Genomic DNA, 26,370 nt, shown 5'->3' on the forward strand with positions numbered 1-26,370 from the left:
AGCGACCGGAAAACACATGAGCACTCCCTCGTATCTGATCAGACGCGTCCTGCAGGCCGTCGCGGTGATCGTCATCGTGACGATTGTCGTCTTCGGCCTGCTGCACGCCCTGCCCGGAGGCCCCGCGCGCGGGATCCTCGGACCGCAGGCCACCGCACAGCAGATCGCCCACTTCAACCACGAACAGGGCCTCGACAAACCCCTGCCCGTGCAGTACCTCTACTACCTCGGCCAACTGCTGCACGGGGACCTCGGGACCTCGTACACCCTCAACGAGCCGGTCTCCCAGCTCATCACCGAGCGGCTGCCGAAGACCTTGGTCCTCACCATGCTGTCGGCTCTCGTCGGCCTCGTCCTCGCCATCCCGATGGGCATGTGGCAGGCCGTGCGCCGCAACAAGCCGGTGGACTACGTCATCACCACGCTGAGCTTCATCGCCTACTCCACGCCCGTGTACTTCCTCGGGCTGATCCTGGTGCTGGTCTTCAGCCAGGGGCTGGCGTGGTTCCCGTCGCAGGCTCCGCAGGGCGAGACGCTGGGCCAGGTGATCTCCGAACCGCAGGCCCTGGTACTGCCGGTGGTCGCGGGCGCGGCCTCCATGGTCGCGGTGTTCAGCCGCTACATGCGGGCGGCCACACTGGAGAACCTCTCCGAGGACTACGTCCGCACGGCCAGGGCCGGCGGCTCCCGCGCCCGCGCCATCCTGTGGCGGCACGTGTTCCGTAACTCGCTGACGCCCGTGGTCGCCATGCTCGGCTACTACGTGCCGGTGCTCTTCGGCGGTGCCCTGGTCGTCGAACAGCTCTTCAACTACCCCGGCATGGGGCTGCTGTTCTGGACCGCGGCGCAGTCCTCCGACTACCCGGTCCTGCTGGGCTGCGTCCTGGTGATCGCCGTCGCCACCGTCGTCGGCACCCTGCTCGCCGACATCGTCCAGCGGATCATCGACCCCCGAGTGAAGGCAGGCCGGGCATGAGCGCCGTCATCCAGCCGGACATGGCCCCGGCGAAAGCCGCCCCGCCGCGTGAGACCTCCGGCGCACGGCTCGCCGTCCGCCGCTTCCTGCGCAACAAGCTGGCCGTCGTCGGACTCGCCGTCGTGGTCCTCTTCTTCCTGTTCTGCTTCGCCGGTCCGCTGGTGTACTCCACCGACCAGACCCACACCATGCTCCAGCAGGTCAACCTCGCCCCCAGCGGCGCGCACTGGCTCGGCACCGACGCCGTCGGCCACGACGAGCTGGGCCGGCTGATGTACGGCGGCAAAGTCTCCCTGACCGTCGGCCTCGCCGCGGGCGTCCTCGCCACCGTCATCGGCACACTGTGGGGCGCCGCCGCCGGGTACGCGGGCGGCTGGATCGACGCCGTGATGATGCGGATCGTCGACGCCGGCATCGCCATCCCCGCGCTGTTCATCCTGCTGGTGGTCTCCGCCATCACCACGCCGGGCCTGACCGGTCTCGTCGTCATCCTGGGCCTGGTGTCCTGGCTGGTGCCGTCCCGGCTGGTCCGCGCCGAGACTCTGACCCTGAAGAACCGGGACTACGTCCTGACCCTGCGCGCCACCGGCGGCACGCACGCCCGGGCGATCCTGCGTCACATCCTGCCGAACTCGGTCTCCACCATCATCGTCGCAGCGACCTTCCAGGTCGCCGACGCCATCCTGCTGGTCGCCTACGTCTCCTATCTGGGCATGGGAGTCCGGCCGCCACAGACCGACTGGGGCGGCATGCTCTCCGCCGGTCTCACCGCCGCCTACTCCGGCTACTGGTGGCTCATTCTTCCGCCCGGCCTCGCCATCATCCTCGTGGTGTGGGCGTTCAACGCGATCGGGGACGGACTCCGCGACGCATTCGATGTGAGGGGACGCGGATGACCGCCACCACCAAGGGCTACGCCGCCCGCACCGCGGCATCCGGCCCGATCCTCCAACTCGACGACCTCGGCGTCGTCTTCACCACCGAGACCGGCGACGTACCCGCGGTCAAGGGCGTGTCCCTCCAGGTCCTGCCGGGCGAGACGCTGGCCCTGGTCGGCGAGTCCGGCTCCGGCAAGTCGACCATCGCGCTCGCCGCGATGGGCTTGCTCGCCGGGAACGCCCGCGCCACCGGCAGCGCCGTCATCGCCGGCACCCAGATCGTCGGCGCCTCGGAGAACGGCCTCGCGACGCTGCGCGGCAAGACCGTCTCCATGGTGTTCCAGGAGCCGGCCACCGCACTCGACCCGCTCACCCGGATCGGGAAGCAGATCACCGAGGTGATCCGCAACCACCGCGAGATGACCGCCAAGGACGCCGCCGCCGAGGCCGTCGAACTGCTGCGCCGGGTCGGCATCCCCGAACCGGAGAAGCGCGCCCACGCCTACCCGTTCCAGCTCTCCGGCGGACAGCGCCAGCGGGTCGTGATCGCCATGGCCATCGCCAACGAGCCCGGTCTGCTCATCGCCGACGAACCGACCACCGCCCTCGACGTGACCGTGCAGGCCGAGATCCTCGACCTGCTGCGCCGGCTCGCCGCCGAGACCGGCACCGGCGTGCTGCTCGTCACCCACAACATGGGCGTCGTCGCCGACTTCGCGGACCGGGTTGCCGTCATGTACCACGGCGAGATCGTGGAGACCGGATCGGTCGAGGACGTCCTGCTGCGCCCCGCCCACGACTACACCCGGCGCCTGCTGGCCGCCGTGCCCCGGCTGTCCGTCGCCGAGGCCGCGGCCGGCACCGGCCGGCCGGCCGCGTCCGGGCCGGCCCAGCCGAACCGTTCCGCGGCCGAACCGTCGGCCTCGCCTGCCGGGCCCGGCGGCCCCGCGGGTGAAACGGTGGTCGAACTGCGTGACATCAACGTGGTGTTCGGCCGCGGCAAGGCCGCTGTACGCGCCCTCGACGGATTGTCGTTCCGGGTCGGGCCGGCCGAGACCCTGGGCCTGGTCGGCGAGTCCGGCTCCGGCAAGTCCACCGCCGCCAGGGTCGCGCTCGGGCTGATCCCGCCCACCTCCGGCACCGTCTCCCTGTTCGGCGCCGACCTCGGCCGCACCCGCGCCCGGGCCCGCCGCGCCCTGCGGGCCGGCATCGGTGTCGTCCTCCAGGACCCGGTGGCCTCCCTCGACGCTCGGATGACCGTCGGCGAGTGCGTCGCCGAACCCCTCCGGGTGCACCGTCGCGACCTGTCCGCCAAAGACCGGCAGGCCAAGGTCGCCGCCGTCCTCGACCGGGTCCGGCTGTCACGCGAACTCGCCCGGCGCGCGCCCCGCGAACTCTCCGGCGGACAGCGCCAGCGGGTCAGCTTGGCCCGAGCCCTGATCCTGGAGCCCCGGCTGCTGGTCGCAGACGAACCCACCAGCGCGCTCGACGTGAGCGTGCAGGAAGCGGTCCTGGAGGTCATCACCGAACTCCAGGGCGAGCTCGGCTTCGCCTGCCTGTTCGTCTCCCATGACCTCGCCGTCGTGCAGCACTTCGCGCAGCGCGTCGTCGTGATGCGCGCCGGCCGCATCGAGGAGCAGGGCTCCACCGGGACGACCCTGCTGCATCCGGAGACCGACTACACACGCCGTTTGCTGGCCGCGGTGCCGGTGCCCGACCCTGTGGTGCAGCGGGGCCGCAGGGCCCAACGCCTGGCCACCCTCGCGGCCGGCCGTACGGAGGCCCAGGCGTGACCGGACCTCTTCTCTCTCCCCGCACCCCGCAGGACCCGGCCATTCCCACCCCCCTCCGGCCGCTGATCGCCGGCATCGACATCGGCGGCACCACCACCCAGGTGGTGCTCTGCTCGGACGACCTGACCGTCCTCGACGGCGCGGAGACCGCCACCCCGGCGCTTGAGGGCGGCCGGGCCATGGTCGGCGCCGCCCTCGACGCACTCGCCCCGCTGCTGGCCCGCACCCCGGGCCGCCTGGTGGGCGCCGGAATCGGCGCCGCCGGGGTGGTGGACTCCGCGAACGGCCGCATCCTGGTCGCAAGCGACTCCTTCCGCGGCTGGGCCGGCTTCGCCGTCACCGCCGCCGTCGAGGAGGCCCTGGGCGTCCCGGCCTTCCTGGACAACGACGTCAACGCCTTCCTCTGCGGGGAGGTCCACGCCGGATCGGTGCGCGGCGAGGCCGACGTCCTCGGTATGACCCTGGGGACAGGCGTCGGCGGCGCTCTGTGGACCAACGGCGCCCTGTTCGCGGGTCCGCACGGCGCGGCCGGGGAGATCGGGCACATCCCCGGCTTCGGTGACCTGCCCTGCTCCTGCGGCGGCCGGGGCCACCTGGAGACGTTGGCCTCCGGCCGCTCCATCGGGGCTCGTTACGCCGACCGCACCGGCCACCGCCTCACCGCCCGTGAAGTCGCCGAGGCCGCCGCCCATGGCGACGAGGACGCGCTCGCGGTGTACCGCGCCGCGGGGGCGGGCATCGCCCACGCGATCGTCATCACGGCGGGCGTCGTCGACATCACCACGGTGGTCGTCGGCGGCGGCGTCAGCCGCGCCTGGCCCCTGCTGGAGCCCGTCATCCTGTCAGCCCTCGCCGTCGACCCGCCGGTCAGCGGCCACCCCGTCCGCCTGGTCCGGGCCGCCCTGGCCTCCGACGCCGTCGCGGTCGGCGCCGCCGCCCGCGCCCGACGCGAAGTGGGTACGGAGGTGAGGGCGACGGCGTAGGGACAGGACCAGGGCCGCCGAAGTCCGCGGGCCCGACCCGCGGACCACCAGCCCCCTGACCGCGTGGCGGAAACCCGCGAAGCCGCGTCAGCCGCACGGCGTTCGCACCGAAGCGACCGACTCGATCCGCGCCATGCGCGAAGCGCTCCAGCCGCTCGCGAAGCGCTCCAGCCGCTCGTGAAGACCGCCGCCGCGGCGATGGCCGAACTCGTCCGCCCTCTCGTGGCCGCCGTCCGCGCCGGCGGCGAGGGAGTCCGAGGGGCGCCGTGTGGGTTGACTTGGCCAGTGGGAGGCCGCCGTTGGTGGCCTTAGGGCGCTGTTCGCGGCCACCTCCAACGTGCGTACTTCGGCCGGCGCGGGTGGGATGGCAGGTGTCGGGCCGGCCCTGCCGTGAGCATCCCGTCTTCTCGGCATTACCTCGCGCGTAATCGACGCCTCTCGCTTCGCCCGGCACCCTTGCGGTACCGGAACTCGGGCGGCGCACTCCGTCCGAGCTCCGGGCTTCACCAGCCCGTACGACCTCGATGGAGGCTGATCCGCCATGTCCGCAACCCTGCTCGCAGGCATCTCCCGTACTACCGATCCGCAGACGATGATGCGCCGGTTCCTCGCTCTCGACGCCGTCGTCACCGGCGTCAACGGACTGGCGTACGTTGCGGCACCCGGCCCTCTCGGGCGGCTTATCGGCGTCGACGCCACCGTCTTGGTCGAACTGGGCGTATTTCTGGCGCTGTTCGGGGCCGGAGTCGGCTTTCTCGCCTCCCGCCGGCAGCCGCCGCACTTGCCCGTGAAGCTCGTCGTCGACTCGAATCTGCTGTGGGCCGTCCTCAGCATCGCCGCGCTCGTGCTCTGGTTCGAGCCGACGACCGCCGGCGCCGTCTGGATCCCGTTGCAGGCGCTGACCGTCGCCGGTTTCGCCGGCCTGCAGTGGTCCGCGCTACGCGCCGTCGCTACCGTGTGAGCGACTGCCGGATACTTGACCGTTACCGGGTCGGCGGGAGGAACGTGCCGCGTCCGCAGGTGTGATTGACGCGCATCGCCCTGGCCTTACGAGGTGACGGTCTGCCCGATCCTCCGAACGTGCCCAGAGGGGACGACAGCCGTGGAGGTGGGACGCTACGGCGCTGTGGGCACGCCGTAGCCGCTCCGCGCCTTGAATGACGAGTCGCCGTTGGCACACGGGTGGTCACTGGTTCGTTGCCTGTCGGAGTGCGGGGCTATGGCGGGCAGTTCCACAGTGATGCGGAGCCCGCCGGCGGAGCGCGGGGCGAGGGTGAGTGTTCCGTCGTGTGCGTGGGTGATGGTTTTGACGATTGTCAGGCCGAGGCCGACGCCTGCGTGGTCGGTGTGTACCCGTTCAGTGCCGCGCCGGAATGGTTCGGTGAGTGTCGAGGCCAGCTGTGGGCTGAGCTTCCCGCCAGTGTTTTCGACGGTGAGTACCACAGTCCTGGGGCGGACGCCGGTGTTGACCCACACGGTGCCCTGTTCAGGCAGGTTGTGGACGATCGCGTTGTGCAAGAGGTTCGTGGCCAACTGCAGCAGAAGCGCTTGCGATCCGACCGTGGCGGTGATGTCGCCGCGGGTCTCGATGGTGACGCCATGCTTTTCCGCGAGGGGGAGGAGCGTTTCGGTGGCTTCTTCCGCCATGAGGGACAGGTCGACCTGCTCTCGGGTGAAGGACCGCTGCTCGGCGCGGCTGAGCAGGAGCAGCGCCTCGGTGAGGTCGATCGCTCGGGTGTTGACGGCGTGGAGGCGGTCGATGAGTTCGCCGATGTCGCGGTTCGGATCGGTGTGGGCCAGGTCGAGAAGCGCCTTCGAGACCGCCAGCGGGGTGCGCAACTCGTGAGAGGCATTGGCCGCGAATCTCCGCTGCTCGGCGACGTGTGCTTCGAGCCGTGCGAGCATCGTGTCGAAGGCGTCGGCCAGTTCGCTGAACTCATCTGTGCGGCCCGGTAGCCGGATCCGGTGGGAGAGCGATCCGTTCGTGGCCATGCCTGTGGCGTCCGTGATGCGGGTCAGGGGGGCGAGCATCCGGCCGGCGAGAATCCATCCTCCCAGGAGACCGAACACCAGCAGGAAGACCAGCCCCGCGCCCCCGGTCGGCGCGAAGACGCGCAGGAAGTCGGAGCGCTTCAGCGGCCCAGCAGGGCTGGTTCCCATGTCGGGCATGAAACGCAGCAGGGACACCCACACGGCTGCGAGCAGCAGGGCGCCGGCAAGCATGAGGAATCCGGCGTAGCTGAGCGTGAGTTTGAGTCGAACGCTCAATCCGGGCGCTCTATCCACGGTCTCCTCCCTCGTCTCCGGCCTCCGGTCGCGTGCCGATGTGGTAGCCGGCGCCTGGCACGGTGGCGACGATCCAGGGTTCGCCAAGACGCTTGCGCAGTGCCGAAACAGTGATGCGCACCGCGTTGGTGAACGGGTCGGCGTTCTCGTCCCACGCACGTTCCAGGAGTTCCTCGGCGCTGACGACACCGCCTTCAGCCGCGACGAGGACTTCGAGCACCGCGAACTGCTTCCGGGTCAGCGCGACGTAGCGGCCGTCCCGGTAGACCTCTCTGCGAAACGGATCCAGCCGCAGACCCGCGATCTCTCGCACAGGCGGCCTGTTGTGGGCACGTCTGCGGTCGAGTGCTCTGAGTCTGAGCGCGAGTTCTCGGAGGTCGAACGGCTTCGTGAGGTAGTCGTCGGCGCCGAGCCCGAACCCGGTGGCCTTGTCGTCGAGGCGGTCGGCAGCGGTGAGCATGAGGATCGGCATGCCGCTGCCGGAGGCGACGACGCGTTTGGCGATCTCGTCACCGGAGGGTCCGGGAATGTCGCGGTCGAGGACGGCGATGTCGTAGGTGTTGACACTCAGCAGTTCCAGCGCGGTGTCGCCGTCACCCGCGAGGTCGGCCGCGATCGCTTCCAGGCGCAGGCCGTCGCGGATGGCTTCTGCCAGATAGGGTTCGTCCTCGACGATCAGCACACGCATGTACGTGATGCTACGAGTCGGCGCATATCGTCGGCGTATCGAAAAACACGTACATGCCGGCAACACCGAGCCACCTTGACTGGTGGCATGCACCGAACCGCACCGCCGGCACGAACAACGACCCACCGGATTCGCCGGCTTCTTGCCGTCGGCCCGACAGCCGTCGTGGCAGCGATCACCAGTGAGCGAGGACGGGCCATGACGCAGGGGGACACGGCGGAGACCGGACAGGGCGGCGTCGGCCGCCGGGATACCGGCGCCGGTACCAGACGCGCGGGCATCCGCCGGGAAGCCGGCGCCGGGACCCCGCGCGCGGGCATCCACCGGGCGATACGCGCCGCCTCCCGGCCGGGCCCCTGGAAGCGCGGCCTGGTGCTCGCGGCGTCGGCGCTGCTGCTGGGCCTGTTCATGTTGCTGCACGCGGAGATCCCGAACCGGATCGGGAACCTCGGTAGCCTGGTGGAGACCTTCCTGCCGTGGCTCGGCCTGTTCATCCCGGTGCTGCTGGCCGGGGCGCTGTGGCGCCGCTCCGCCTCCGCGGTGGCCGCGCTGCTGCTGCCGGTCACGGTGTGGCTGAACCTGTTCGGCGGGCTGCTCAGCGACAAGTCCCACCCGGCCGGCGACCTTACCGTGACCAGCCACAACGTCGGCGCCGACAACCGCGACCCGGCCGGCACCGCCCACGACCTGGCCGCCTCCGGTGCGGACGTGCTGGCACTGGAGGAGCTGACCGAGCAGGCCCGGGGCACATACGAGAAGGGGCTGGCGAAGGCGTACCCGTACCACACGGTGCAGGGCACGGTCGGGCTGTGGAGCAAGCTGCCGCTTTCGGACACCCAGCAGGTCGACATCAAGATGGACTACGGGCCGCTGGCGGACACCAAGCCGGTTGACATCAAGATGGCCTACACCCGGGCGCTGCGCACCACGGTGGCTACGGACCGGGGTCCGCTGGCGGTGTATGTGGCCCACCTGGGGTCCGCACGGGTGAATCCCCGGGCGGGCTTTTGGACGGCCCAGCGGGACAGAGGCGCGCAGGCGCTCGGCAAGGCTGTCGCCGCCGAGCAGAACGAGCGGGTGGTGCTGCTCGGCGACCTGAACGGCACCATGGACGACCGCGCGTTCGCCGACATCACCTCGCGGCTGCGCTCGGCCCAGGACGCGGCCGGGGATGGCTTCGGCTTCAGCTGGCCGGCGGAGTTCCCGGTGGTGCGGATCGACCAGATCCTGGTCAGAGGCGTGGAGCCGGAGAGTTCGTGGGTGCTGCCCGCCACCGGCAGCGACCACCTGCCGGTGGCAGCCCGAATCAGCTGGTGAACACCGCGTAAAGGCCGGCGCCCCATTTGCCGTAAATGGCACTTGTCATCGTCACCACGCTGATGATCCAGGACAGGATCATCCGGTCAGGGTCCCAGCCACCACCGACAACCATGGACACCGCTGATCACCCGCAGCGATGACTTTACGAGCCCCACAGGCCAGGCGGTAATCTTCTCAACCTCGTGATCCACGGCCAACTTTGGAGAGGCCGTGACAGCGGGAATCACCGGTCAACGGGTCTGGCGAGAACCGGGGGAGCTTCGCACGGCACGCCGATCCCCGCCTCAGCGCGCTGCGCGGGTGGCGACCAAGTGCGCCGCGCGCTCGGCGATGCCCAGTACGGCCGCGTTGGTGTTGGCCGAGACAATCGAGGGCATCACGGAGGCGTCGGCGATGCTCAGGCCGTCGATACCGTGGACCCGCAGGGCCGTGTCGACCACAGCCTCGTCATCCGTTCCGATGCGGCAGGTGCCCACCGGATGGAAATAGGTGCCGACGGTGTGACGGATGTACGCACCGCACTCTTCATCGGTGACAACCTCCTGGCCAGGAAGGATCTCGTCGTCACGCCAGGCTGCCAAGGCGTCGGCCCGCGCGATGTGCCGTGCTATGCGCAAGGCGGCGACCATACGGGCCAAGTCTTCACTTTCGGTCAAATAGGCGGGGTCGATGAGAGGGTAGGAGGTGGGGTCCGCGCTGCGCAGGCGCACGCTGCCCCGGCTGGTGGGGGTCGCGAGGCCGAAGAGGATCGAGAAGCCCTCTTGGGCACCTGCCCATCGTGGTTTCAGCGCCACGGGCGTGAAGCTCATCAGGATGTCGGGGTCCCTGTCCCGGTCGGTGCGTGCGAGGAGCATCGCCTGCCGCGAGGGGCCAGGTACCGGGGACTTCTTCACCCCGTAGGAGGTCCAGGCCAGGGGATGGTCGTGCAGGTTGGCGCCTACACCGGGGAGACCGGCACGAACCGGGATCCCTAGCTGTCGCAGATGGTCGGCGGGGCCGATGCCGGAGAGCATGAGAATCTGCGGAGATCCGATGGCTCCCGCGCTCAGCACGACTTCCCGCTCGGCGTGGACGGTGTGTGGCTTGCCGTTCCGAACGTACTCGGCACCTCCGCATCGGCCGTTGGCCATCAGGAGGCGCCGCACCTGTGCGTCGGTGACGACGGTGAGATTGGGCCGTGAGAGCACCGGAAGCAGATACGCGTCCGCGGCGCTCTGCCTGCGGCCTCGGGCGACATTCCTTTCGGACCAGAACACCCCTTCGGCCTGGGGGGCGTTACCGTCCTCACAGCGCGGGTAGCCCGCGTCTACCGCCGCGTCATGGAGGTCCTGCGCGAGAGGAGTGGCGGCGGGCGGCTCCTCGATGGTCATGGGACCCGCTTGTCCCCGGAAGCGCGGATCCCTGCCTCCCGCCCGCTCGCTGCGCATGAGGAACGGCAGCATTTCCTGGTAGTTCCAGCCAACGGCGCCCTGCTTCTCCCAGGCGTCGTAGCTTGATGCGTGGCCGCGCAGGTGAGTCAAGCCATTGATACTGCTGGAACCGCCCAGTACCCGCCCTCTGGGCCAGGTATGAACAGTGTTTTCGGTACCTGACTGGGGTGTTGTCGTGTAGTTCCAGTCCACGGACGATCCCCAGAGACCGACCGCTGCCTCAGGGTTCGCATCCGACATGATGGCAGGGCCCCCGCCGGCTCCCGCCTCCAGAAGGGCCACACGGGCTTCAGGGTTTTCCGACAGCCGGGCGGCCAGCACCGCGCCGGCCGTTCCGCCGCCGACGATGACGTAGTCGTAGATTTGCTCCATAGCCACCCTCATTCATCTGGAATTTCCTCACGGACTGCCTGGCGGATTCTGTGACCGATGGGCGATGGAAAAAGGAGACTACCCGCATGAACCGGGCGCCGACCTCCGAGTTCGGATGTCCCTCCGGCCAACTGCGCCTCTGCCTCAACTGCCCGCCTCCACCGAAGCCCGGCCGGGGGTTGCCCGACGCGTCATCACCACCGCCGGCGCCCTGAGCGAGTCGGATCGCGTGGCTGACACCTGCTGTGTGTTCGACGTGACCGTCTTCGAAGCCAGAAACTACTTGGGCTCGGCGCCGTTGGAAACACCCTCGACACCGAGCCCGTCGAACATCCGGGAGAGGGTTGGGGTTGCCGGACGCCATCGCGGCAGTACGGCCGCACGCGGTCACGCTGGACAGACCCAGGTCACAGCGCGACTCCTCGGTCACCGGGCCCAGTCGGCTCCGGCGCGACGACGTCACCGCGCCCGTACGGCATGGCTCGTCAGGGGCCCGAAAACGGGCGTCAATCGGTCCTCGAAATGACGTATACGGGCAACGTCCCGCCTGTTCCCCGCTCGGCGGAATACGCCAACCTATTCAATGCCGAAGCTCCGACCACTCTTTTCCGATCGTCACCGGCAGAGGGGAACGCCCGTTTGCGTGCGGCGATACGGGCCACCGCTCGGCCCCAGATGCGCATAAGACACTCTTGTGCCGCGCCGGGGCGTGTCCTAGGGTTTTTTACCGATGCCTTCACCGATCCCTTTGCCGAGTTGCCCGGAAAATAGGGAAGTGATTCTTTTGGCTGGTGTGTACATTCTGCGGCCAGGCTCCGAGTCCATGAAGGGGATCGCGAAGAAATGACCGAAATGATAGGCAGGTCGCTATCTCCGGTCGAGGCGCTCCGCTCGACGCCGGAGGAGGACAGGGTCGCTGACTTCAGGGCGAAGGTGCGGGCCGCAGGGCAGGAGTGGACCGGTGACGAGCCGGACGAGCTGGTTGAGCTGCTGACCAAGGCGGCGGCAGGTGATCCGAGACTGGCCGCCATCGCGCGCTCCGGGGGTCGCCTGCTGCAGGACTTCCTCGACGGATACCAGCAAAAAACCACTGCGGATGTCTCGCGTGATCTGGCAGGCGACCTCGCCGACGGTCATCCGCTGCCCGCAGACGTGCTCGAAGGGCTTACTCCTCGATACCTGATCGCCGTGGTGAGGCTTGCGGAGCCCGGCCGCGAGGCGGAGGCGTTACGCGCGGTGGCGGGAGAGGACACGCTGCTGACGCACCGGGACGGCAACGTCGTTCTCTTCATCCCGGCAGGCGGTCTGGGCAGCGGCGAATGCTCGGTGACGAGGCTGACCCAGTGTCTTGGTGGCAGGGGCTGGCTCGCGACTGCGGAACGGGACAGGGCACGCCTCGTCGATGGGTTCAACGAGGCGTCCTACGTGCTGAGGCTGGTGGTGGCGGGACTGCGCCCGAGCGGTGCCTACACGATCTCGGACGTGCTGGTCGAGTACGCGGTCACGCTGCACGAGCAGGTGCGGACCAACCTGGCCGCGGTGATCAGGCCGCTTCGGGCGCACAAGGTCCTGTGGGAGACGCTGACTGCCTTCGTCGACTCCGACTACAGCAGGAACAAGGCGGCCCGCAGCCTGTTCATCCACCGCAGCACGCTGGACTACCGCCTGAGGCGGATCGGAGAGGTCACCGGCTGCGACCCGACCAGTGGCAGGGGCGCGCAGATGCTGACGGCGGCGCTGATCGCCGAGGCCCTGCATGGATGACCAGGTGTGCGCGATCGCCGTGCGGGACGGCGCGTAGCCGGCCGCGCGTCGCCGCTTCCACAGCGGACTGTGAGCGGTGGCCGATGTTAATGAGTTCTCGGACAGTTCTCCGCGAATTGCGGAAAATCGGAGCTGAGCCACGATCAACCCAGCGCGGGCGCCTAGCATTCGTTCTCCCGAGCGGAGAAACTTGAGGGCTGAATGGACTGGTTCGATTGAGTGGATCTAAGAGATGGGTTGTACTCATCGGCTCGTTCGTGGCCTACATGTTCGACGCGCTGGAAATCCTGCTGCTGTCGTACACGTTGCCCGTGATCCGAGCCGATCTGGGACTCACGACGACACAGGGCGGCCTGCTCGCCACGGCGACGTTGCTCGGGATCGGGCTGAGCAGCGTAACTGTCGGCTGGCTCGCCGACAACTACGGCCGCAAACGGGCGTTGATGGTTTCGCTCGCGGTGTTCGGCGTGTTCACCGCGGCGATCTTGGTGGTTCAAAGTTTCACGATATTCCTGGTGCTGCGTTTCGTGGCGGGTCTGGGACTCGGAGGGGTCTGGGGAGCGGTGTCGACCTACGTGGTCGAGACTTGGCCGGCCGCGCAACGTGGCCGTGCGGTTGCGTTCGTGCTCAGCTCGTTCCCGATCGGCGGGGTGGTTGCCGCGGTGCTGTCGGGTGCGTTGCTGCCGGACTGGCGCCTGTTGTTTTTCATCGGCGGGGTGGGCGTGGTGATCCCGCTGGTCGTCGTCGGACTGTTCTTCCGTGAGTCGGCCGAGTGGGTTGAGCAGAAGACCACGCCGGTGAAGGTGACGGAGATCTTCGCTCCGGAACTGCGCAAGAACACTCTGCTCGGTGCGACCGTGGCAACGCTCGCGATGTTCGGGGCGTGGGGCGCGTCCACGTGGCTGCCGACTTATCTGCAGACCGACAAGAGCATCCCGGCCACGACGGTCGCGGTGTTCATGACGGTGCTCAATCTCGGGATGTTCATCGGCTACAACGTCTTCGGGCTGATCGCCGACCGGATCGGCCGCAAGTACGCACTGGTGCTGTCACTGGCCGGTGTGGCGCTGACCTTGCCGCTGTACGTGGTCGCCGCTGACCGCACGACGTTGCTGTGGCTGGGTCCGATGTTCGCCTTCTTCGCCGCTTACGCAGGCGTCTTCGGTGTGTACATGGGTGAGTTGTTCCCGACCAGGGTGCGGACGACCGGTGCCGGATTCTGCTACAACTTCGGGCGTGGCGTGTCCGCGTTCGCTCCGCTCACACTGGGTGTGCTGGCTGTCAACGCGGGGTTCGGTGCCGGTCTGCTGGTGTGCGCGGGCTTCATGGCTTGCGCGGCGATCGCCATGACCTTCCTGCCTGACCTGCGCGGCGCGACCCAACTGCGAGCCTCAGCGGCACGCAGCTGACAGCCGGCCGTCCGCGCGGCCTCCAACGCCGGCGTCGCGCACGTACAACCAACACTGGCGCCTCGTCAGTCAGTTGTTTCAACCGGCTTCTTCTCCACTGTGTCGTCCGGGTGGGGGTCGCCCTGCGCGGAACAGATGAGCCGCCACTTCTTGTGGCGGCTCGGCCATCTCACTTCCGGTCCACCGGATCGTTGTCACCGGTCCGCCACAGGTAGCTGCGCATCGAGAGCGACGCGGCGCGCATGGCCGCGCGGATGTCGTCGAGGTCATCGCCGGCGAGCTCGCCACGCGCGGGGGTGAGCGTGGGCAGCATCAGCCTGGCCGCCTCCAGCAGGCACAGGATCGCGTCCAGCTGTGCGCTGGCAGGCAGTCTGCTCAGGTCCTCGTACAGGGTCTGAATCTGGGCATCCGGCTCTGCCGGCGCCGCGGTCTTGGTATCGCGCGCGAAGTTCGTTACGGCCGTTCCTCGACGCTGCTCCGCTGTGGACACAGGGCTGAGTCTCCTCCCCGGGGTTGGATGCGCGGGAACTGATGATCTTCATGTCGTAGCTCGTCGGCCGGCGCCATTCCCCGGCACACGTCACGAACAAGGTCAGAATTCCTCAAAATTTGGAAGGAATTCCGAGGTGGACAGAAATTGACGGGTTGCGACGGCGCATCAGTGACAAAGAGTGAGGGGTCCACCTAGGATCTTATTCAAGTACTTCTCGCTCTGTATTTCTCCGGTTACGGTCCTGGCCTGGCCGGCTGTACGGAATGGATGGGTGCCATGGTTAATGATCAGCACCGCTGCGAAGTGTCTCAGCCGGTCGGTGACTGGGCTCTCAGCTCGGTCCAGGGCAGGATCCTGGAGGGTGTCGCGGCCGGCTTCTCCAGCGGGCGACTTTCGAGAGAGTTGCACCTCAGTTCGAAGACCATTGACTATCACGTCCGCGTCATGTCCGACAAGCTGCAGGCGCCGAATCGTGTCTCGTTGGTTTCGAGGGCGTTCGTCCTCCAGATTCTGCGAACAGATTCGTGGCCCCCGCGCATGGCGTGTGAAACGTTGGATTAACGCTCGGTGGTTCGCGAGATCGTCATCCGTACGTCCATGCGCGGACTGCGTTCTGTGTCATGTTTCCCGGACGTTTGCTTTGTCTCGCTCCTTCTGGTCAGGCCGGAGGTCAGGCGCTGACCGGCCACGAGTGCGCGGGCCACGCCCTGAACTGTGACGAGCCAGTCTCCGTGAAGCTCGTCGGGTTCGTCATGGAAGACCTCTCCTCTCGTCGTCGGACCGGGTACGGCCGGTCACGCCTCGACGTCCACGCCCATCTCCTCGGCGATGCGTGCGGCCTCGGCCAGGAGGGTCTCCACGATCTGTGACTCGGGGACCGTGCGGATCACCTTGCCCTTGACGAAGATCTGGCCCTTGCCGTTGCCGGCGGCGACACCGATGTCGGCCTCGCGCGCCTCGCCAGGTCCGTTGACGACACAGCCCATCACCGCCACCCGCAACGGCACCGGGAACCCCTCAAGTGCCGCGGTGACCCGCTCGGCGAGGGTGTGCACATCGACCTGGGCCCGGCCGCAGGACGGGCACGACACGATGTCCAGTCCCCGTGGCCGCAACCCGAGCGACTCCAGGATCTGCGCGCCGACCTTGACCTCCTCGACCGGTGGTGCGGAGAGCGAGACGCGGATGGTGTCGCCGATGCCCTCCGCGAGCAGCGCGCCGAACGCGACCGCGGACTTGATGGTGCCCTGGAACCGGGGGCCCGCCTCAGTCACGCCGAGGTGCAGCGGGTAGTCGCACCGGCCGGCGAGCTCGCGGTACGCCTCGATCATCACCACCGGGTCGTGATGTTTGACCGAGATCTTCAGGTCGGTGTAGCCGTGCTCCTCGAACAACGAGCACTCCCACAACGCCGACTCCACCAGCGCCTCCGGGGTGACCCCGCCGTGCTTGTCCAGCAACCGCTTGTCCAGCGACCCGGCGTTCACGCCGATCCGGATCGGCACGCCCGCGTCCTTGGCGGCGCGGGCGATCGCGCCGACCTGGTCGTCGAACTGGCGGATGTTGCCGGGGTTGACCCGCACCGCGGCGCAGCCGGCGTCGATCGCGGCGAACACGTACCTGGGCTGGAAGTGGATGTCGGCGATCACCGGGATCCCCGACTTGCGTGCGATCGTCGGCAGCGCGGCCGCGTCGTCCGCCGACGGCACGGCGACTCGCACGATTTCGCAGCCGGCCGCGGTGAGTTCGGCGATCTGCTGCAGAGTGGCGTCGATGTCCGCGGTGGGCGTGGTGGTCATCGACTGCACCGACACCGGCGCGTCGCCGCCGACCGGCACCGTGCCCACCATGATCCGGCGGGAGGTCCGCCGCGTGGCCACCGCGTGCGTGACCTCCTCCTTTCGTGGCGAGGGCATTCCCAAAGCGACGGTCGTCATCGTTCCTCCCCTGTGTGAACCGGCCGAGTGTCGGGGGCCCCGATACCTGCCGGTGCGGTGTCGAGGCCGGTCAGCAGTTTCGCCGCGGCCCTGGTGATGTTCCGCGCGGTCAGCCCGCAGGCGGCGAGCACCTCGGCCCTGGACCCGTGGCTGAGGAACCGCCTCGGGATGCCGAACTCGCGCAGCGGGGTGTGCACATCGGCGTCCCGCAGCGTCTGCGCGATCGCGGAACCGACACCGCCCGCGCGGCTGTTGTCCTCGACCGTGATCGCGAGCAGGTGGCGGCGGGCCAGGTCTGCCAGCGCGGTGTTGACCGGCGTGACCCATCTCGGGTCCACCACCGTCACCCCGATGCCCTGTGCCCGCACACCGTCGGCGACGGTGAGCGCGAGCCCGGCCAGCGCACCTACCGCGATGATCAGCACGTCCAGCCGGCCGGAGCGGCGCAGCACGTCAATCCCGTTGAACGTGGCGATGGCGGGCAGGTCCTCACCGGCGGGGCCCTTGGGGAACCGCAGCAGTGTCGGACCGTCGTGCCACGCCACCGCCTCAGCCAGCAGTTCGGCCAGCCGGGTGCCGTCCCGCGGCGCCGCGATCCGCAGCCCCGGCACCACCTGCAGCACCGACAGGTCCCACATGCCGTTGTGGCTCGGCCCGTCGTCGCCGGTCACGCCGGACCGGTCGAGGACGAACGTCACCGGGCGGCGGTGCAGCGCGACGTCCATGAGCAGTTGGTCGAGCGCGCGGTTGACGAACGTGGAGTAGATGGCCACCACCGGGTGCACGCCTCCCATGGACAACCCGGCGGCCATCGTGACCGCGTGCTGCTCGGCGATGCCGACGTCGATCACCCGGTGCGGAAACCTGCGCTGCAGCGGCAGGAGCCCGGTCGGCTCGGTCATCGCGGCCGTGATCGCCACCAGGTCGTCGCGCCGCTCGGCCAGTTCGGCCAGCTTCTCGCCGAACACCGACGTGAACGACGGGGGCGACGCCTTCAGCGCCTGCCCGGTACGCGGGTCCATCGGTTTGACGGCGTGGCCGAGGTCGAGGTCGTTGGTCTCGGTGTGCCGGTATCCCTTGCCCTTGGCGGTGATCACATGCACCACCACCGGCCCGCCCAGTGCGACCGCATGGCGCAGGGAGTCCTGGACGGCGGAGAGGTCGTGACCGTCGACGGGGCCGAGGTAGCCGAGCCCGAGTTGTTCGAACACGCCCGGCCCGCGCCCGGCGCGCAGGTCGGCCAGGTGCTCGGCCAGCCCGCCGACGGTCGGCGCGTAGGAGCGTTGGTTGTCATTGAGCACGATGACGAGCGGCCGCTCCCGCCCGCCCGCGATGTTGTTGAGCGCCTCCCAGGCCATGCCGCCGGTCATCGCGCCGTCGCCGATGATCGCGACGGTCGCCCGGTCGCGTCGGCCGAGGTGGGCGTCCGCCCTGGCCAGCCCGTCCGCATAGGACAGCGCGGTGGACGCGTGCGAGTTCTCCACCAGGTCGTGCTCGGACTCCTCCCGGCTCGGGTAGCCGGAGATCCCGCCCGACTTGCGCAGCCGGTCGAACCCGGCCCGGCGGCCGGTGAGGATCTTGTGGACGTAGGACTGGTGCCCGGTGTCCCACAGCAACCGGTCCCGCGGGGACTCGAACACCGTGTGCAACGCGATGGTCAGCTCCACCACACCCAGGTTGGGCCCGAGGTGTCCCCCGGTCGCGGAGACCCGCTCGATCAGGAACGCGCGGATCTCCCCGGCGAGGTCGCGGAGCTCCCCGGCGGTCAGCTCACGCAGCCGCGCCGGGTCGTGCACGGTTTCCAGCAGCGCCATGTCGAACAGTGCTCCTCACCGGGCGTGGTGGGCGGCCGCGGCCGCCCTCTCGGTCATTCGGGCCGATGGCCTCGTGTGCCGGCTGACGCCTGGAAGGACCCTCATGGCATGTGGTGGCCGCGGCTGGTCGGACAGGTCGGAACGACGGCCGACGCGGCTCACCGCCGACGCGCTCTCGCCAACAGAGTCCTCGCCGGCGCCATCGGCGACAGGGGTCGCCCGCTCTCGATCGGTCACGGCGCGTCCGCCACTCCGGTCAGCCGCGTGGGCGGGGAGAACACGATGTCCTCGGTCGCCACCCGTTCTACGGACGTGTCCGCGTAACCCAGTTCGGCGAGCCGGTCGAGCAGCTGGTCGACGAGGATCTCCGGTGCGCTCGCGCCGGCGCTCACGCCGACCGTGTTCACGCCGGCCAGCCACGTGGGGTCGAAGTGGGTGACGTCCGGCACCAGTTCGGCCCTGCCGCCGAGCCTGCGCGCCACCTCGACCATCCGGATCGAGTTGCTGGAGTTGGTCGAACCGACCACCAGCACCAGGTCGCACCGGTCCACGATGGCCCTGATGCCGTCCTGGCGGTTCTGGCTGGCGTAACAGATGTCGTCGGTGGCGGGCCCGCGCAGGTCGGTGAACCTGCGCTGGAGCACGGCGATGATGTCCCTGGTCTCGTCCACCGAGAGCGTGGTCTGGGTGAGATAGGCGACCGGTGCGTCGGGGGGAAGGTCCAGTGCCTCCGCGTCGGCGACCGTCTCGACGATGACCGTCCGGTCGGGAGCGTGCCCGTAGGTGCCCTCGACCTCCTCGTGGTCCGCGTGCCCGACCAGCAGCAACGTCCGCCCGTCGCGGGCGAACCGGCGGGCCTCCTGGTGCACCTTGGCCACCAGCGGGCAGGTCGCGTCGAGCACGTCCAGACCGCGTGCGTCCGCGTTCCGCCGCACCTGCGGGGAGACACCGTGCGCGGAGAAGACACACACCGCGCCCTCCGGCACCTCCTGCTCGGAGTCGACGAACCGGACACCCCGGCGCTGGAACTCGCGCACCACGTAGTGGTTGTGCACGATCTCCTTGCGGACGTAGACCGGCGCGCCGTGCTGTTCCAGCGCGAGGTCGATGATGGCTATCGCTCGGCGTACACCGGCACACAAACTCCGCGGCTCGGCCAGCAGGACCTGCTTACCGCCACTCATTCCCACTCCGTTCCGTGCCATGGCGTCCGCGTCGGAACGCCTGGCTTGCGTTGCCGAACAGGGCATCCACGCGGGTCGGTAGAGACCGAGTCCTTCTCGGGAAGTCTTGTCCGCCGTTGGGTGCCGGCTTAATAGCCGGACTCGAACACGGCCTTGGTGCCGCCCAGCGGCTATCATTCCGCAGGGTAGTCCAATCCAGGCCTTACGCCGTCTTCTTTGGGGTTTTTCCTAAAGTCGAAGATGCTCACGCCGCGTCGTTGACACGACCAGGGGTGTCCTCCAGGATGGAATCAAATAGCTGCCACTCAATTTCAGGGCGACTCAAGATTCCGGATCATGAGGGCGACTCTGCATTTCGAACGAGGCGCTGTTATGGCAGCAAATCTCGGATCAAGGCTGGTATAACCGTCCAGCCCGGCCCACTCGTGCCGCAAACCACTTCATGGATCGCCTACTTGCCTCGGCATCCGAGCTCTGGAGGAGTGACCGTGTCAAATCTGGATGAACTTTCAAGTTCACCTCAAGCAGCGCTGGAGCCCCAGGATGAGGTAAGAATAGTTGGCCAATACTACGACGACAAGACGGCTAGGCTTGTTCGCAAATACGGGCCTGGACCCAGGATTCACTATCATGTGGGTTACTACCCTTCCTCTGAATCGCCACTGAATGCTCACGATGCGACGCCGGACGCTATTCGCCGCAGCATACGGCTTCATCAAGAGGGTTTGCTGCGGTATGCGGCCAAGATCTGGGGCGCTGAACACCGGCTGTCGGGGAGGGTCCTGGATGTCGGCTGCGGTCTTGGCGGGGGCTCGCTCTTCTGGGCACAGGAATACGGCGCCGACGTCACGGCGGTCACCAACGCGCCGGAACACGCGCCGATAGTTGACGGGTTCGCGCGGGAATGCGGTGTGGGCGGGAATGTCCGAACACTGGTCTGTGATGCGATGCATCTCCCCTTGGACGGCTCCTACGACGCGGCAGTAGCAATCGAGAGCAGCGGATATTTCAACCGTCCTCTGTGGTTCGAGCGGCTGGCGCGTGTGCTTCGTCCGGGCGGGAGTGTGTGCATCGAGGAAGTATTCCTTACACGCCCTCACGGGGCCGATGTGTGGGCCGAATACTTCTACACAAAACCGGCTACGGTGCTCGACTACGCAGAAGCCGCGCAGTCCGCGGGTTTCGAATTGGTCGATGACGTCGACGCTACGTCAGAAACCTTGCCGTTCTGGGAGGAGAGTGCCGCCTGGACGAAGGCGGTACTGGACAGTGACAGCGGCCTTTCAGCAGTTGACCGCAGGCAGCTGAGGATATCTCTGATGGCGAACCAGGCGCTTGGCGCTGAATGGCAATCAGGGGGCTTGCGGCTGGGTTTCCTGCGCTTCGAGCTGAAGTGAGCAAAGAACATGCCGGCGGATTCCCGGGGTCCTCGCGACACCTGATGGCTTACCTGGTTGTCAGTGGTTGTCAGTAGATCACGCAGGCGCTCGGCTGGGGTTGCCCAGCCGAGCGCAGCGGGTTTCCGCCGGCCTTTCGATGTGACCGCCGGATTCCAGGACGGTCTCCTCGACGCGTTCTCCGGCATGTGGCTCGCGGTCGACCCGCAGGACCTGCGGTGGCGTACCGACACGATCATTCGCGGGCTCACCGCCGGTACGGCTGAACCGCCGCCGACTTCCCGCCACCTTCACAACAACACGGAGTTCCTCATGACGCTTGAGCAGTTTCCCGCTCCCAGCGACGTCGCCGGCATGTACGACGGGATCGGTCAGATCTACGGTTCCGCGTGGGGCCCCAACAAACACTACGGCTACTGGGAGAATGACGCCGACGACAGCTCCATCGAGGAAGCCACTGACCGCCTGACCGACCTGATGATCTCAGGTATCGCGGCGCAGGCCGGCCAGCGGGTCCTGGACATCGGCTGCGGCATCGGCCATCCCGCGCTGCGGCTCGTCCGCGCTTGTGACGTGAGCGTTCTGGGCATCTCCGTCAGCCACGTCCAGGTGGCGCGGGCCACGGAACTCGCGGCCGCGGCTGGGCTCGCCGACCGGGCCACGTTCCAGTTCACGGACGCGATGGACATGCCCTTCCCCGACGGCTCGTTCGACGCGGCCTGGGCGTTTGAGTCGATGTGGCACATGCCCGACCGCGGCCAGGTGCTCTCCGAGACCGCCCGCGTCCTGCGCCCCGGCGGCCGCCTCGCCATCGCCGACGTCATCGAGCGCGGCCCGGTCAGCCCTGAGGGACGCGTGGTCCTCGACCACATCTGCGAGAACTACGCGGTGCGCTCCTTGGGCACTGTGGACGAATACCGGACGGCGTTGGCCGCCAACGGTTTCGTCGACGTGGAGATCCGTGACATCAGCGACAACGTCTCCCGTACCCTCGCCCGCATGGCCGACGCCGTGGAGACCGTCCGCGACAAGCTGGTCGATCTGGTCGGCAAGGAACAGGCCACCTCGCTCATCGACTTCATGCGCCTGTCCGCGGTCACCCCGGAGAGCGGCTACCTCTTCCTGACCGCGGTCCGCGCGTGACCGCGGGCGCCGTCCCCGGTTTTCGGCTCGGCGTCCCATGGCGCAAGGCTGAGGTCGAGGTACTTCCTGACGCTTCCTGAACAGTGAGCCATTCTTGGTCATGGTCTGTCACGTCAAGTAAGGACACCGTCGAGTTCCTGTCCCGGCTGCCGGCCGCCGGCTGCGGCCGGCAGCGTACCCGGCGTGGGCGACGCGCGCTGAGCTGCTTCAACCAGTACTCTCCCGTCCCCGCTGCCGCACCCGCAACTCGGTCAACGCTCGAAGCGGAAACACCGGCCGGTGACGTGGCGGCAGCCCTGGTGCCAGAGTCAGGCCTGGCATCCTGGTGGCGATGGCCTGTATCGCGATCTCCAGTTGCAGGCGGGCGAATCCGGCTCCGAGACAGAAATGGATGCCGTGGCCGAACGCGAGATGAGCGGCGGACCCACTGCCTGGACTGAACCCGGCCGGACATGTGGGGGAGTGACTGTCCCGGCCGGCCGCTCCGTACAGCAGAAGTAGTCGGCTCCCCGCGGCCAGGTGGACGTCGCCGACCACGACGTCATGGACCGCGCTCCGGTACATGCCCGCCAGCGGACTGTCGAACCGCAACCCCTCCTCGACAAGGTCCCGTGTGGCGATCGTCCCGTCGACCACCTCGGCCCAGCCGCCGGGTGACTGAAGCTGCTGGTAGACGATCGTGCCAAGCGCCTCGGCACAGGTCATGTGTCCCGCGAAGATCAGTGTGGGGACCTGGACAGCAGCCTCGTCGGCGGTGAGCGTGTGGCCTGCCTTGCCGTCGTGGAGCAGTTCACTGATCAGGTCGTCCCGCGGTGAGGCGAGCCGCTCCTGCACGAGTGACCGGGCGAACGCTCCGAAGTCCATCAGCCCGCGGGCGCATTCACGCAGCCGGTCAGGATCGGTGTAGCGCTGCAACATCATGAGTTCGATGCGTTGCTCGGACCATGTGCGGCAGCGGTCGAGGTACTCGTCCGGGATCCCAAGGCGCCGGCAGATCACTTCGAGGGAGTACGGAACGGCGAACGCCGTGATGAAGTCGAACTCCGCCGCGACCGCGGCCCGCTCGACGAGGTCGGCGGCGATCGCACGGATCGTGGGTTCGAACTCTCTGACCCTGGCCGGCGTGAACCCGACGTTGAGTACTTCCCTGATCCTGGCGTGCTCGGGAGGGTCGAGTGAGCCGACGGCCAGAGCACCAGCACCGCGCCACGTGCGGAGCATCCGGCTCACGTCCTCGGGCAACGCGACCGCGGAGCGGGGGTTGTGGTCGCGCGCCGAGAAGTTCCGGTCGTCTCGTAGCACGGCAACGATGTCCTCGCGCCGGGTGACGCACCACGCGTTGAGCAAAGGGGCGTAGAACACCGGCTCCGTCTCGCCGATGTCGGCCAGAAATGAATACGGGTCGTCGCGATGTGCGCCATACGGGTCGAACGACCTGTCTTCATCTAATTGCCCAGAATCAACTGACATAGCCATTCCGCCTCTCAACCTTTCAGTGAACCATTCCCGGTAATGATCAGCGATGTGGTGTGATGTCGGGGGGAAGGTCCACTGGCTCCGCGTCGGTGACCGTCTCGACGACGACCGTCCGGTCGGGAGCGTGCCCGTAGGTGCCCTCGACCTCCTCGTGGTCCGCGTTCTGCCGTACCTGCGGGGAGACGCCGTGCGCGGAGAAGACGCACACCGCGCTTACCGCCACTCATTCCCACTCCGTTCCGTGCCATGACGTCCGCGTCGGAACGCCTGGCTCGCGTTGCCGAACAGGGTATCCACGCGGGTCGGCAGAGACCGAGTCCTTCTCGGGAAGTCTTGTCCGCCGTTGGGTGCCGGCTTAATGACCGGACTCGAACACGGCCTCGGTGCCGCCCAGCGGCTATCATTCCGCAAGGTAGTCCAATCCAGGCCTTACGCCGTCTTCTTTGGGGTTTTTCCTAAAGTCGAAGATGCTCACGCCGCGTCGTTGACACGACTGGAGAGGCCGTTACAGGATGGCGGTCGGAACGGTCACGCAAATTACGGTGCATCACTCCAGGTTCGGATTGCGCGTAGACGCGGGAGCTGCCTACGTATTGACCTGTAGTGGTGTCGGGTGATCATGAGCTTTGCGCAAGCCTTCGTCATCGACAGTTCGCCGAGGTTTCACCGCGCGGCGAGGTGGGGCAAGGGCTGAGAGATATTTACGCAACATATCCAGCACATATCCAGCACAGTGATTTTCAGTGGTGCAATTCGCGAACCCCATGCAAGACCCAGGACCCGATCAACCCGCCGCTGGGCGACTTTCCGCCCACCGCATGGGGGTTGGCCGGCAGGTCTGCCTTCCTCATTCCTCGACGGACACCGGGGCGACGAGCTCCAGTACGTCGTGATCGTCTTCGACAAGGTGGTCCGAACCTCGATTCCGGCGGAGGCCGTCAGTGAGTACCCCAGCTCAATTGCCTTTCGAGCAGACGAATGTGCTGCAACTCGCGCCAGGGCTGCGCACGCTCCGATCCCAGGGCGCGGTCCATCGGGTTCGTACTGCCGAGGGCGACGAGGCGTGGCTGGTCACCGGTCATGCCTGGGTGAGGCAGTTGCTCGACGACGACCGGCTCAGCCGCTCCCATCCCGATCCGGAGGCCGCGGCGAAGGACAGCGGGTCGGCGCTTCTCGCCGGCCTGCTGGGCGGCTTCGCCACCGACCACGCTCGGTTGCGTGCGCTGCTGGAGCCGCACTTCTCACCCGAGCGGATGCTGGCGCTGCGGCCCTACGTCGAAAAACTGACCGGGCAACTCCTGGACGGATTGGCCGGGCAGAAGCCACCGGTGGACCTGCGCCAGGCGTTGGCGCTGTCGCTGCCGATTCAGGTGATGTGCGAGTGGCTGGGCGTGCCCCAGGAGGACAAGGACCAGTTCGGCGGCTGGACCCAGGACGCCGCCAACGTCGGGGACCCGGTCAGGTCCAAGCAGGGGCTGGGCGAGTTGTTCGGCTATTGCAGACAACTTGTCGCTGATAAAAGGCGAAATCCGGGCGATGACGTGATCTCCAGGATCTGCGCGACCGAGGGGATCAACGACAATGAGGTCATCGGGCTGACGGCGTTGTTGCTGTTCGGTGGTTATGAGACCACGGTGGCCCGGATCGGCACCTGTGTGTCGCTGTTGTTGGTCAACTCCGAGCAGTGGCAGGCGTTGCTGCACGACCCGAGTCTCATCCCCGGCGCGGTTGAGGAAACCCTGCGGATGTCGATGCCGAACCCGCACAACGGCGGCATGCCCCGTTATGCGCTGACGGACTTCGAGATCGACGGGGTTACCATCCGGACCGGTGACTTCGTGCTGCTGAACATCATCGCGGCCAACCACGACGAGACGGCCTTCGCCGACCCCGGCCGGGTCGATGTCACTCGCGACACCACGGGCAGCCTCATGTTCGGGCACGGTGCGCACTACTGCGTCGGCGCGATGCTGGCCCGGATGCAGCTGCGGGTGGTGCTCACCCAGCTCCTCGCACGATTCCCGACCATGCGTCTGGCTGTCGGTGTGAAGGAGCTGAGGCTGCGCCACAACACGCTGATCGGCGGGTTGATCCAGCTTCCGGTGACATGGTGATTGGATCCTGATGCTGTACAAGATATCTACGGGCGTAGTCACGAAGAGCCCGGATTCAGTCCGCGCGTATCTCCTGTTGATGCGACTGGACAGGCCTACGGGGTACGTGCTCTACCTGCTTCCAGGGCTGTGGGCCGGCGTCCTCGCCTCCGGGCAGCGACCAGACCTGCTGGCGCTGGTGGTTGTCGCCGTCGCCGCGGTGCTGGTGCGCGGCGCGGCCTGCGCGGTCAACGATGTGGTCGACAGGGACGTCGACGCTCAAGTCGCCCGCACGGTGTCGCGTCCTGTCGCGGCGGGGACGATCAGCGTCGGGAACGCACTCCTGTTCGCCGCCGCACAGGCCGTGGCCGCACTGCTGGTCCTGGCGGTGGCGAACGTGGAGACAGCCCTGGTCGTCGGGGCCTCGTACCCGTTGATCGTCGCGTACCCCTACATGAAGCGCATCTTCTTCTGGCCCTCGGCGTTCCTGGCGTTGGTGATGAGCGTCTACGTGCTGATCGGCTGGACGGCGGTGACCGGGAGCTTCGACTACCCGCTCGCGGTGTACGGCCTGTACGCCTGCGGGGCCTTCTGGACCCTGATTCACGACGCGATCTACTCCCATCAGGACAAGGAGTACGACCGGAACATCGGTGTCAGGTCTTCCGCTCTGCTTTTCGGCAAGGCCACCAAGGCGTGGCTGGCGATTTTCGTCGCGCTCAGCGTCGGCGGCGTGCTGTGGGCCGGTTCCCGGACGCCCGTGGGGTGGGCGTTCTACCTGATCGTCGTGCTCGCGGGAATCTTCCTGTCCCATCTGGTCGTACGTGTGGACCTGGATGATCCGAAATCGTGCTGGGACGCCTTCGTCGCCAACACTCACTTCGGTTGGATCATTCTCGCGGCCGTGGTCGCCGGGCAGTTCACATGAAGGATG

23 protein-coding genes are annotated in these 26,370 nt (G+C 67.8%); 13 read left to right on the top strand and 10 right to left on the bottom strand.

The genetic code is table 11. The features are described 5' to 3' along the window. Window positions 1-16 precede the first annotated feature (16 nt). From ACFRMN_RS13540 to ACFRMN_RS13560, 5 genes are all read left to right on the top strand, one after another. Window positions 17-976: an ABC transporter permease gene (locus ACFRMN_RS13540; protein ID WP_383017993.1), complete on the top strand. Its 960-nt coding sequence runs from the start codon at window positions 17-19 to the stop codon at window positions 974-976. Continuing rightward, entirely contained in the window at window positions 973-1,872 is a 900-nt protein-coding gene (locus ACFRMN_RS13545; RefSeq protein WP_383017996.1) for an ABC transporter permease, read from the top strand. Before ACFRMN_RS13540 ends, ACFRMN_RS13545 begins: the two co-directional genes overlap by 4 nt. Next, window positions 1,869-3,647 (top strand): dipeptide ABC transporter ATP-binding protein, encoded by a 1,779-nt coding sequence (locus ACFRMN_RS13550; protein WP_383017999.1) that lies wholly within the window; start codon window positions 1,869-1,871, stop codon window positions 3,645-3,647. The genes ACFRMN_RS13545 and ACFRMN_RS13550 overlap by 4 nt, the downstream gene beginning before the upstream one ends. A gap of 62 nt (window positions 3,648-3,709) precedes the next feature. Then, entirely contained in the window at window positions 3,710-4,630 is a 921-nt protein-coding gene (locus ACFRMN_RS13555) for an ROK family protein (RefSeq protein ID WP_383018478.1), read from the top strand. A gap of 541 nt (window positions 4,631-5,171) precedes the next feature. Next, entirely contained in the window at window positions 5,172-5,591 is a 420-nt protein-coding gene (locus tag ACFRMN_RS13560; RefSeq protein ID WP_383018002.1) for a hypothetical protein, read from the top strand. A gap of 155 nt (window positions 5,592-5,746) precedes the next feature. On the opposite strand, the gene ACFRMN_RS13565 is transcribed toward ACFRMN_RS13560, so the two are convergent. Both ACFRMN_RS13565 and ACFRMN_RS13570 read right to left on the bottom strand, forming a co-directional pair. Then, window positions 5,747-6,916 carry a sensor histidine kinase gene (locus ACFRMN_RS13565; RefSeq protein WP_383018005.1) on the bottom strand — a complete coding sequence of 390 codons (1,170 nt, stop codon included), beginning with the start codon at window positions 6,914-6,916 and terminating at the stop codon, window positions 5,747-5,749. Further along, window positions 6,909-7,604 carry a response regulator transcription factor gene (locus ACFRMN_RS13570; protein ID WP_383018008.1) on the bottom strand — a complete coding sequence of 232 codons (696 nt, stop codon included), beginning with the start codon at window positions 7,602-7,604 and terminating at the stop codon, window positions 6,909-6,911. Before ACFRMN_RS13570 ends, ACFRMN_RS13565 begins: the two co-directional genes overlap by 8 nt. A 198-nt stretch (window positions 7,605-7,802) precedes the next feature. Here ACFRMN_RS13570 and ACFRMN_RS13575 point away from each other — a divergent pair, with 198 nt between their 5' ends. Next, window positions 7,803-8,921 carry an endonuclease/exonuclease/phosphatase family protein gene (locus ACFRMN_RS13575; protein WP_383018011.1) on the top strand — a complete coding sequence of 373 codons (1,119 nt, stop codon included), beginning with the start codon at window positions 7,803-7,805 and terminating at the stop codon, window positions 8,919-8,921. Here ACFRMN_RS13575 and ACFRMN_RS13580 read toward each other — a convergent pair. After that, the gene (locus tag ACFRMN_RS13580) at window positions 8,911-9,042 is read right to left on the bottom strand and encodes a hypothetical protein (RefSeq protein WP_383018014.1); all 132 of its coding nucleotides are present in this window, start codon (window positions 9,040-9,042) and stop codon (window positions 8,911-8,913) included. The genes ACFRMN_RS13575 and ACFRMN_RS13580 overlap by 11 nt on opposite strands. A gap of 166 nt (window positions 9,043-9,208) precedes the next feature. Continuing rightward, window positions 9,209-10,726, bottom strand: a complete 1,518-nt coding sequence (locus tag ACFRMN_RS13585) for a GMC family oxidoreductase (RefSeq protein WP_383018017.1) — start codon at window positions 10,724-10,726, stop codon at window positions 9,209-9,211. Window positions 10,727-11,569: 843 nt separating this feature from the next. Here ACFRMN_RS13585 and ACFRMN_RS13590 point away from each other — a divergent pair. Both ACFRMN_RS13590 and ACFRMN_RS13595 read left to right on the top strand, forming a co-directional pair. Then, window positions 11,570-12,490, top strand: a complete 921-nt coding sequence (locus ACFRMN_RS13590) for a PucR family transcriptional regulator (RefSeq protein ID WP_383018020.1) — start codon at window positions 11,570-11,572, stop codon at window positions 12,488-12,490. A 257-nt stretch (window positions 12,491-12,747) separates the two neighbouring features. Then, window positions 12,748-13,899 (top strand): MFS transporter, encoded by a 1,152-nt coding sequence (locus ACFRMN_RS13595; RefSeq protein ID WP_383018023.1) that lies wholly within the window; start codon window positions 12,748-12,750, stop codon window positions 13,897-13,899. Between the two features lie 169 nt (window positions 13,900-14,068). On the opposite strand, the gene ACFRMN_RS13600 is transcribed toward ACFRMN_RS13595, so the two are convergent. Next, entirely contained in the window at window positions 14,069-14,389 is a 321-nt protein-coding gene (locus ACFRMN_RS13600) for a hypothetical protein (RefSeq protein ID WP_383018026.1), read from the bottom strand. A gap of 279 nt (window positions 14,390-14,668) precedes the next feature. Here ACFRMN_RS13600 and ACFRMN_RS13605 point away from each other — a divergent pair, with 279 nt between their 5' ends. Further along, entirely contained in the window at window positions 14,669-14,953 is a 285-nt protein-coding gene (locus ACFRMN_RS13605) for a LuxR C-terminal-related transcriptional regulator (protein ID WP_383018029.1), read from the top strand. A 233-nt stretch (window positions 14,954-15,186) separates the two neighbouring features. On the opposite strand, the gene ispG is transcribed toward ACFRMN_RS13605, so the two are convergent. From ispG to ispH, 3 genes are all read right to left on the bottom strand, one after another. Next, window positions 15,187-16,329, bottom strand: a complete 1,143-nt coding sequence (ispG, locus tag ACFRMN_RS13610) for a flavodoxin-dependent (E)-4-hydroxy-3-methylbut-2-enyl-diphosphate synthase (protein WP_383018031.1) — start codon at window positions 16,327-16,329, stop codon at window positions 15,187-15,189. Beyond that, window positions 16,326-18,143, bottom strand: a complete 1,818-nt coding sequence (locus ACFRMN_RS13615; RefSeq protein ID WP_383018034.1) for a 1-deoxy-D-xylulose-5-phosphate synthase — start codon at window positions 18,141-18,143, stop codon at window positions 16,326-16,328. The genes ispG and ACFRMN_RS13615 overlap by 4 nt, the downstream gene beginning before the upstream one ends. Window positions 18,144-18,376: 233 nt before the next feature. Further along, window positions 18,377-19,327 (bottom strand): 4-hydroxy-3-methylbut-2-enyl diphosphate reductase, encoded by a 951-nt coding sequence (ispH, locus tag ACFRMN_RS13620; RefSeq protein ID WP_383018037.1) that lies wholly within the window; start codon window positions 19,325-19,327, stop codon window positions 18,377-18,379. A 488-nt stretch (window positions 19,328-19,815) separates the two neighbouring features. Between ispH and ACFRMN_RS13625 the strand changes: the two genes are divergently transcribed. Then, window positions 19,816-20,724 carry a methyltransferase domain-containing protein gene (locus ACFRMN_RS13625; RefSeq protein ID WP_383018040.1) on the top strand — a complete coding sequence of 303 codons (909 nt, stop codon included), beginning with the start codon at window positions 19,816-19,818 and terminating at the stop codon, window positions 20,722-20,724. Between the two features lie 141 nt (window positions 20,725-20,865). Further along, on the top strand, window positions 20,866-21,867 hold the full coding sequence (locus ACFRMN_RS13630; protein ID WP_383018043.1) for a methyltransferase domain-containing protein: 1,002 nt from the start codon (window positions 20,866-20,868) through the stop codon (window positions 21,865-21,867). Window positions 21,868-22,074: 207 nt separating this feature from the next. On the opposite strand, the gene ACFRMN_RS13635 is transcribed toward ACFRMN_RS13630, so the two are convergent. Beyond that, the gene (locus ACFRMN_RS13635) at window positions 22,075-23,337 is read right to left on the bottom strand and encodes a cytochrome P450 (protein ID WP_383018046.1); all 1,263 of its coding nucleotides are present in this window, start codon (window positions 23,335-23,337) and stop codon (window positions 22,075-22,077) included. A 46-nt stretch (window positions 23,338-23,383) separates the two neighbouring features. Next, on the bottom strand, window positions 23,384-23,566 hold the full coding sequence (locus tag ACFRMN_RS13640) for a hypothetical protein (RefSeq protein ID WP_383018049.1): 183 nt from the start codon (window positions 23,564-23,566) through the stop codon (window positions 23,384-23,386). 736 nt (window positions 23,567-24,302) lie between these two features. Between ACFRMN_RS13640 and ACFRMN_RS13645 the strand changes: the two genes are divergently transcribed. Then, window positions 24,303-25,457, top strand: a complete 1,155-nt coding sequence (locus tag ACFRMN_RS13645) for a cytochrome P450 (protein ID WP_383018052.1) — start codon at window positions 24,303-24,305, stop codon at window positions 25,455-25,457. 79 nt (window positions 25,458-25,536) lie between these two features. Then, window positions 25,537-26,364, top strand: a complete 828-nt coding sequence (locus ACFRMN_RS13650) for a UbiA family prenyltransferase (RefSeq protein WP_383018055.1) — start codon at window positions 25,537-25,539, stop codon at window positions 26,362-26,364. The last annotated feature ends 6 nt before the right edge of the window (window positions 26,365-26,370 follow it).

The sequence above is a fragment of the Streptomyces sp. NPDC056835 genome (assembly GCF_042789485.1).
In the GTDB taxonomy this organism is placed as follows: Bacteria; Actinomycetota; Actinomycetes; order Streptomycetales; family Streptomycetaceae; genus Streptomyces.

What these genes read in the sequence shown, in the direction of transcription:
- ACFRMN_RS13650 (WP_383018055.1), top strand. Translation starts at nt 25,537, where the DNA reads ATGCGACTGGACAGGCCTACGGGGTACGTGCTCTACCTGCTTCCAGGG.
- ACFRMN_RS13590 (WP_383018020.1), top strand. Translation starts at nt 11,570, where the DNA reads ATGACCGAAATGATAGGCAGGTCGCTATCTCCGGTCGAGGCGCTCCGC.
- ACFRMN_RS13635 (WP_383018046.1), bottom strand. Translation starts at nt 23,337, where the DNA reads ATGTCAGTTGATTCTGGGCAATTAGATGAAGACAGGTCGTTCGACCCG.
- ACFRMN_RS13560 (WP_383018002.1), top strand. Translation starts at nt 5,172, where the DNA reads ATGTCCGCAACCCTGCTCGCAGGCATCTCCCGTACTACCGATCCGCAG.
- ACFRMN_RS13605 (WP_383018029.1), top strand. Translation starts at nt 14,669, where the DNA reads ATGGTTAATGATCAGCACCGCTGCGAAGTGTCTCAGCCGGTCGGTGAC.
- ACFRMN_RS13585 (WP_383018017.1), bottom strand. Translation starts at nt 10,726, where the DNA reads ATGGAGCAAATCTACGACTACGTCATCGTCGGCGGCGGAACGGCCGGC.
- ACFRMN_RS13570 (WP_383018008.1), bottom strand. Translation starts at nt 7,604, where the DNA reads ATGCGTGTGCTGATCGTCGAGGACGAACCCTATCTGGCAGAAGCCATC.
- ispG (WP_383018031.1), bottom strand. Translation starts at nt 16,329, where the DNA reads ATGACGACCGTCGCTTTGGGAATGCCCTCGCCACGAAAGGAGGAGGTC.
- ACFRMN_RS13550 (WP_383017999.1), top strand. Translation starts at nt 1,869, where the DNA reads ATGACCGCCACCACCAAGGGCTACGCCGCCCGCACCGCGGCATCCGGC.
- ispH (WP_383018037.1), bottom strand. Translation starts at nt 19,327, where the DNA reads ATGAGTGGCGGTAAGCAGGTCCTGCTGGCCGAGCCGCGGAGTTTGTGT.
- ACFRMN_RS13545 (WP_383017996.1), top strand. Translation starts at nt 973, where the DNA reads ATGAGCGCCGTCATCCAGCCGGACATGGCCCCGGCGAAAGCCGCCCCG.
- ACFRMN_RS13575 (WP_383018011.1), top strand. Translation starts at nt 7,803, where the DNA reads ATGACGCAGGGGGACACGGCGGAGACCGGACAGGGCGGCGTCGGCCGC.
- ACFRMN_RS13540 (WP_383017993.1), top strand. Translation starts at nt 17, where the DNA reads ATGAGCACTCCCTCGTATCTGATCAGACGCGTCCTGCAGGCCGTCGCG.
- ACFRMN_RS13615 (WP_383018034.1), bottom strand. Translation starts at nt 18,143, where the DNA reads ATGGCGCTGCTGGAAACCGTGCACGACCCGGCGCGGCTGCGTGAGCTG.